A 6,494-nucleotide genomic window follows, 5' to 3' on the forward strand; every position below is an offset into this window, starting at 1 on the left:
GGCGAAGGGAGTTGATATTAATATTAACTAATATATTTTTCTTTTAACCTGAGTCCGGGTATTTTCCCACATGCCCTTAAGAATTCCAGCACTTCAAATCTGTTTTTCAATCCGGGTTTTTCCTCGACACCTGAACATACATCAACTGCATAGGGTTTTACCTCCTCTATCGCTCTGCCGACATTTCCGGAATTCAGACCCCCTGCAAGAATTACAGGCACATTTGAGTCACTTATTATCTCTTTTGCAAAATTAAGATTATATGGTCTTCCCTCACCACGGCTTTCATCAACTATTACTGCGTCACACTCTTTTGGTATCCGCGACTTTTTATCAGCCACCCTTATCACCTGGCCGCAAAAAGTCTCAGGAATCTTAAGCCCTGTTGAAATCTGTATTGCGGTCGGGTTTAAAGATAATATCTCATTAAGTTCATCTTCTGATTTAGTATGTGTCACAACAACTTTGGAGATGAAAGGCCCGAGAGCTTCAAATATCTCTTCTGCTTTTTTTAAGGTTACATTGCGTTTTGATTCTTCAGATATTACAACACCGACTGCATCAGCACCGGCACCCTCAATAAACCTGGCATCCTCAACCGTTGTGACACCACATATTTTTACACGCAAATTCGTATCTCCTTTAATTGTCCTTCCATTAATTATTGTATATCAGGATAATTATTCTTCGGATGTATTTACCTTTGTCTGCCTGTCAAAAATCTCATTTTCATGCACATTTAATTAATCAAAACTGAGATAATTAAAAATGGCTGTTAAAAAATTAATCTCATGGAATGTAAATGGAATCCGGGCCGCTGCAAAGAAAGGATTTTTAGACTTCATATCATCAGAATCTCCTGATATTTTGTGCATTCAGGAGACAAAAGCAAATGAGGATCAGTTAAATTCCACAATACGACATCCAAAAGGATATTATTCATATTTCTCATCTGCTGAAAAAAAAGGATACAGCGGAGTTGCTGTCTATACAAAACAGGAGCCTCTTTTTGTTAAAACAGGATTTGGAATTCCTGAATTTGACAGTGAAGGTCGAATTCTGATCCTTAAATATCCGGACTTTTACCTGTTTAATATATATTTTCCAAACGGAAAGGCTTCCAAAGAGCGTCTGGATTATAAGATGAAATTTTATGACGAGTGCCTGATTCAGGTTGATAAATTGCATAAAGACGGTGAAAACGTCATAATTTGTGGAGATGTGAATACTGCCCATAAGGAAATAGATCTTTTTAGACCAAAAGAAAATTCAAAGGTTTCAGGATTTTTACCAGTTGAAAGAGAATGGATAGACAGTCTTCTTGATGCAGGATTTGTTGACACATTCAGAATTTTTACAAAAGAACCAGGGTATTATTCATGGTGGGATTTAAAAACAAGGGCACGGGACAGAAATGTGGGATGGAGAATAGACTATTTCTTTGCAAATGATGAGATGAAAGAAAATATACGAAATGCAGCTATCATGTCACACATCTACGGATCTGATCACTGTCCCGTTATGCTGGAGATTGATCTCTGATAATAATCAGGGATAATCCTCTGTACCTTTGGCAACTTTTGATGTACATCTCATGATCCTTTTGTATGACATTCTCCATCCTTTCCAGAATCCATATTTTGAAAGGGCCATAATTGCGTAATCCGAACAGGACGGAATATACCTGCAGCTGATATTATGCTTTTTATTTATTTTCCTGCCCACATTTCCATGCCATATCTTTTTTATCAGATATATGGACAGGAGAACAGGAATATTTTTACCGGCATCCATCTGTGATCTCACTTTTTTTACATAAATTTATTGAAAATATATGATTCTGTCAAAATACTCCTCATTCAATAATTTATTTTTGTCAATATTCATTCAGTGAAATTAAAAATCTTCCTTTAATATCAAAATATTTAAACGTTTTATAAGCTATTATCAAAAACAGATGTCTGATAAAAGCGGTTGCGGGGAAGGTTGTCGTACATATATTGACGAAACAGCAGGAAAGATTATTGTCACAATTATACTGGTAACTTTTTTTATTGCTCTGATTTCCGGAGTCATAATATACAGTGGCTCACTTAATGAGAAGGAAAAAATATCAGTTAATATTTCAGAAACAGAAATTAATAATAAATCAGTCAGTTCAATTCTGAATACCAATATCTCAGAGAGATCAGGGATGATTGTACAGAAATCACCTGTCAAAATTACTTCTCTGAATACAACAGATGAATATATTCAGCTAAAAAATTATGGCACTGAACCTGTGAATCTTTCAGGCTGGAAAGTTGCAGATAAAAGCGGGGAACATATATTCACATTGCCGGCGGTCTTCTTAAAACCGCAGCAGACAATTACCATATATTCCGGAGCTGATGCAGAGAATAAATCAGATCATAAAGGGGTTATTATCTGGACAACAGACGATGTATGGGATGATACAGGAGATCAGGCATTGTTATATGATAACACCGGAAAAGAAATCGATAAAGATGAACAGAAATAAAAATAAAAAATAAAAATAAAAACCTGGAAAAAAATATTTTTTTTATTCACCATTATAAATCTTTAATGCGGTTTTGACATCAGAATTATCTATTGTAATAGCTGAAATCGCATTGCACATCCTTGTCGCTTCAGAGAATGATTTCTGATGAATATTTCTTCCGGTTGCATTCCCGGATGCCCCTCCGATGTGTATCTGATCATATAACTGCTTTAAGAACTTCTCCCCTGATACACTGGAACCGCCCGCACATACAAGTCTGGTCCTTCCGGCGGCTGTGGATGCCTCTTTTAAAAGTTCTGCCGAATCAAATCCTTCTTTTTTTGGTGAATTTACTTTTACAAAATCAGCTCCAAGCGTTGCTGCAGCCCCTGCTGCTCCTGCGATAAGATGCGGGTCTTTCTCATCACCAACTGCTTTTCCACGTGGATAGATCCATAATACAACCAAAAGGCCTTCCTGATGTGCTTCCCAGATAATATTGGCGGCCTCTGAAAGCATTATGTCTTCATACTCACTTCCCAGGTATATTGTAAAACCTACTCCTGCAATTTTAAGTCCGCTCTGGTTGCGGAATTTTACAACCTGACTGACTGAATGTAACTGACGGCTTAAGGGATCCTTTTGCGCAGTCTTTACCAGATGTGTTTTTGAATTTAATTTTACAAGATAGGGCACATCACTGTAACTTTTACCATATCTGGAGATTAATCCAAGCTGTGTTGCAAAAACACCAATTCTGCTTCCCTTTGCAATTCTAAAGAGATGTTCAGGATCAGAATCATCGGGGTGAATATTTTCCCCATAAAAATCATCATTTAAATGCTCGACTTTCTGATCCCCCGCAAAAAGCATCAGTCGTCCGCTTCCATGGGTAATCATCTGATAATTTTCAATATATGTCGCTTTTACACCTTCCGGTATATCGGCCGGGACTTCAATATCATATACAACAGACATACATATTCGTGGATTTGCCAAATAATAAAGTTTGCCGGATTTGTCCCGGACTTTTTTTTAAAAATATTATTTTATTACTATCTTCTGTCAACAAGCCTTTTGGGTCTTCCTTTAATTTTCTGGAATTCGAGCTCCCCTTTTTTTATAAAATTAAATAACAAACGGAAGTTTCCTTCGGCATATTCGCTGGAAAGCGCAGATCTGTTTTTTAATAAGGATTCTGTAAAATTATTTTCAACTGCTTTTTTGTTGCAGGTCAGAATATTTCTGCATTCCATACTCACTCTCAGAATGTTTTCATTATCATCTTTGCCGCCATAAAGAAATGCTTCATAATCTCCTGTCAGATAATCCATATTTTCTCTTTGAAAAACGCCGGCCTCTATATCTACCCGGTTGAGAGAAGTATCTCCAACATATACTGTTTCAGATTCACGCCGGGGATTTTCAATCCGCATATGAGTACGCCCGCACTGGCACGTATCTCTTGACAAAACCCTTGTTAAATCCTCTGTATCATAATTAATGAGAATTGTTCCGGCTTTTTCTCCGGGGGGGAGAAGAGTTGTAAGGACTATTCTCCCCTCATCTCCGTCCTTCACAAAATTATTCATTGTATTGTCGTAAAGGTCCATGTGAATGAGATCTTCTGCTACATGAAGGCCCAGTCTTTTGCTGCATTCCCCACACATTGTACCTTCAGTACTTCCATAAGTGTTGCATACATCAACACCCCATATTTCATCAAGATACTCTCTGGATTCTTTCGCAAAACTCTCACCTCCCACAATAAGTTTGTTAATTCCGGACTCATGCGGTTTTATCCCGGCATCCTCCAGTCTTTGGGCAAGATGAAGCAGTTTGAAAACACTGCCAACAATGGCTGTTGGCCGGTAACTTTTAATGACCCTTACCTGAAAGGAACATTTGCCTTCAGGGATCACTGTAAATCCAATTTTATGAGCCGCAACAGTCATCGTATTTGCACCGATGTTCATACCGTATGATGCACATACCGCCATTCTGTCACCTTTTGAAAGTCCCTGGGAGACAAAGATTCGTGCATATTTTTCGGCATATCGTCTCCAGTCATCCCATGTCAAAAAAAAACTTTTTGGAACGCCGCTTGTCCCGCTGGTTTCATGTATTGTATATACATCAGGACAGGGAACACTTTTGAACATAAATTTATTAGTGACAGGGGGCTGATTTTGCCGGATGGTTTTTCCTGAAATTATTGGAAGTTCCCTTAGATCCTCATGTTCACGAATTTCTGCAGGAGTTATATGGTTTTGTTTAAACCATTTTTTATAGAAAGGAGAATTTTTTGCAGCATAATTTACAGTGTACCTGACCCTTTCATCAATAAGTGCATCAAGCTCGGATCTCTGCATTTTTTCAATATCAGTGTTAAAATAATCCATAATCATCTCACATCATATTTTTTCTGCATCCGAAAGGACAACTGATTTATTAGGATTCTGCATTGCTTTGCAGTAAAGATTACCTGAGAATTATATCCGTTTATAATTTTTGGCACAGTTTAATAATTGTATTAAATTAAACTGCTGATAAATGGTCGCTATTATAATGAATGAAATTAATATGACTCAGCATGGCAGAATGGAATCATGTACCGGGTGAAAAAATACGGAATATTAAACTTTATGCACTCAGTACCTGCGGTCACTGCAAGAAAACAAAGGAATTCTTAAGCGAATCAAAAGTCTCGTATGACTATATTTTTGTAGATCTTCTAAGTGAGAACGAACTTGAAGAAATTTATTCAGAAATGAAAAAATATAATCCCCGCGGCTCTTTTCCAACACTTTTAATAGACGAAAAAGATGTAATTGTAGGTTCCAGAATTGATGAAATAAAAAAAGCACTGGGGTTAAAATGACAAATTCCGCAGATAATACTGATGATGCAGCCATTGAAAGAAAAATGATACAGATGAGAGATGATGCAGAAAAGTCAGGTTATCATCTGAATCAAAACGAAGAATTTACAAAAGACCTGATAAAGGGAATTTTGACAAACAAAAACAGATACGGATTTGAATCCTGCCCCTGCAGACTTACAATTGGAAATAAAGAGGATAATCTGGATATTATCTGCCCCTGTGATTACAGGGATTCTGATCTTTTGGATTTCGGATGCTGCTACTGTGCCCTTTATGTCTCTGACGATGTCTTTTTTGGGAAAAAAACTGCAGAGCCAATACCTGACAGAAGATCAGATGAAAAGGAAGCTGAAATTAAAGATGCAGATTCAGATAACAGAGCAGGGTTTATTCCAAATCGGAGATATCCGATATTAAGATGCAAAGTCTGCGGTTATCTCTGTGCAAGAGAAAAACCTCCGGAAAAATGTCCTATATGTAAAGCCGGTTCGGAAAGATTTGAAAAATATCTCTAAATATTTTAAAAGCCAAAAATCACCTGTAAATATGAAAAAAACTGCTATTGATATTGTTCTTTTGCCACCTCCCGAGATAATAGATAAGGCTCTGAAAATAAACCGGATGTTAAATGAGCTTTCAGGAAGCAATACTCTTGTTTTAGATGAAAATAGCTGCATTCCACACATATCTGTTGCAATGGGTACTTTAAACACAGCATATATAGTGGAATTTTATGATGAACTGGCAGTTATAGCAAAAAAATATCTTCCTTACAGAGCAGAATACAAAGGACTTGCAGCAGTTAAAACCTCAGAAAATGAAGTTGTTTCAGGAATAGACATAATAAAAGATGACTGTATCACAGATTTACAGGAAGAAATTAAAGATCTGCTTTTATCTTATGATTCAGGCAAAATAACGTCAGATATGGTATATCCTGATAATCAAAAAATTACTGAATTTACACTGAATTATTCATCAGGTTATCTGAAAAACTCAACAGGAGACAACTTTTCACCTCACATAACTCTCGGATATGGCGATGTTTATGATATCAAAAATGTCCCTGTCATCCCGTCTTCATTTGATTGTACAGGAATTGCAGTA

General features: G+C 36.8%; 9 protein-coding genes. 5 read left to right on the forward strand and 4 right to left on the reverse strand.

The window, feature by feature from the left end; all coding sequences use genetic code 11:
• Positions 1-23: 23 nt before the first annotated feature.
• Complete coding sequence (locus ACTB1O_RS02615; protein ID WP_462993580.1) at positions 24-629, reverse strand: phosphoribosylanthranilate isomerase; 606 nt, start codon at positions 627-629, stop codon at positions 24-26.
• 139 nt (positions 630-768) lie between these two features.
• Here ACTB1O_RS02615 and xth point away from each other — a divergent pair, with 139 nt between their 5' ends.
• Positions 769-1,542 carry an exodeoxyribonuclease III gene (gene xth, locus ACTB1O_RS02620; protein ID WP_462993581.1) on the forward strand — a complete coding sequence of 258 codons (774 nt, stop codon included), beginning with the start codon at positions 769-771 and terminating at the stop codon, positions 1,540-1,542.
• A gap of 6 nt (positions 1,543-1,548) precedes the next feature.
• Here the strand turns inward: xth and yidD are convergent, their stop codons facing one another.
• Positions 1,549-1,806, reverse strand: coding sequence for a membrane protein insertion efficiency factor YidD (gene yidD / locus ACTB1O_RS02625; RefSeq protein WP_462993582.1), 258 nt, complete (start codon positions 1,804-1,806; stop codon positions 1,549-1,551).
• 151 nt (positions 1,807-1,957) lie between these two features.
• Between yidD and ACTB1O_RS02630 the strand changes: the two genes are divergently transcribed.
• Positions 1,958-2,521: a lamin tail domain-containing protein gene (locus tag ACTB1O_RS02630; RefSeq protein WP_462993583.1), complete on the forward strand. Its 564-nt coding sequence runs from the start codon at positions 1,958-1,960 to the stop codon at positions 2,519-2,521.
• A 42-nt stretch (positions 2,522-2,563) separates the two neighbouring features.
• Here ACTB1O_RS02630 and ACTB1O_RS02635 read toward each other — a convergent pair whose 3' ends face one another.
• Positions 2,564-3,481, reverse strand: coding sequence for an aldolase (locus tag ACTB1O_RS02635; protein ID WP_462993584.1), 918 nt, complete (start codon positions 3,479-3,481; stop codon positions 2,564-2,566).
• Between the two features lie 77 nt (positions 3,482-3,558).
• Positions 3,559-4,905 carry a coenzyme F390 synthetase gene (gene ftsA / locus ACTB1O_RS02640; protein WP_462993585.1) on the reverse strand — a complete coding sequence of 449 codons (1,347 nt, stop codon included), beginning with the start codon at positions 4,903-4,905 and terminating at the stop codon, positions 3,559-3,561.
• 191 nt (positions 4,906-5,096) lie between these two features.
• On the opposite strand from ftsA, the gene ACTB1O_RS02645 reads away from it, so the two are divergent.
• The 3 genes from ACTB1O_RS02645 to ACTB1O_RS02655 all read left to right on the forward strand — a co-directional run.
• A complete protein-coding gene (locus ACTB1O_RS02645; protein ID WP_462993586.1) occupies positions 5,097-5,384 on the forward strand; it encodes a glutaredoxin family protein in 288 nt (95 codons plus the stop codon).
• Positions 5,381-5,902, forward strand: coding sequence for a ferredoxin-thioredoxin reductase catalytic domain-containing protein (locus tag ACTB1O_RS02650; RefSeq protein WP_462993587.1), 522 nt, complete (start codon positions 5,381-5,383; stop codon positions 5,900-5,902). Before ACTB1O_RS02645 ends, ACTB1O_RS02650 begins: the two co-directional genes overlap by 4 nt.
• Before the next feature lie 31 nt (positions 5,903-5,933).
• A partial coding sequence (locus tag ACTB1O_RS02655; protein WP_462993588.1) for a hypothetical protein occupies positions 5,934-6,494 on the forward strand: 561 nt, incomplete at its 3' end.

The sequence above is a fragment of the Methanomicrobium sp. genome, from assembly GCF_055145805.1.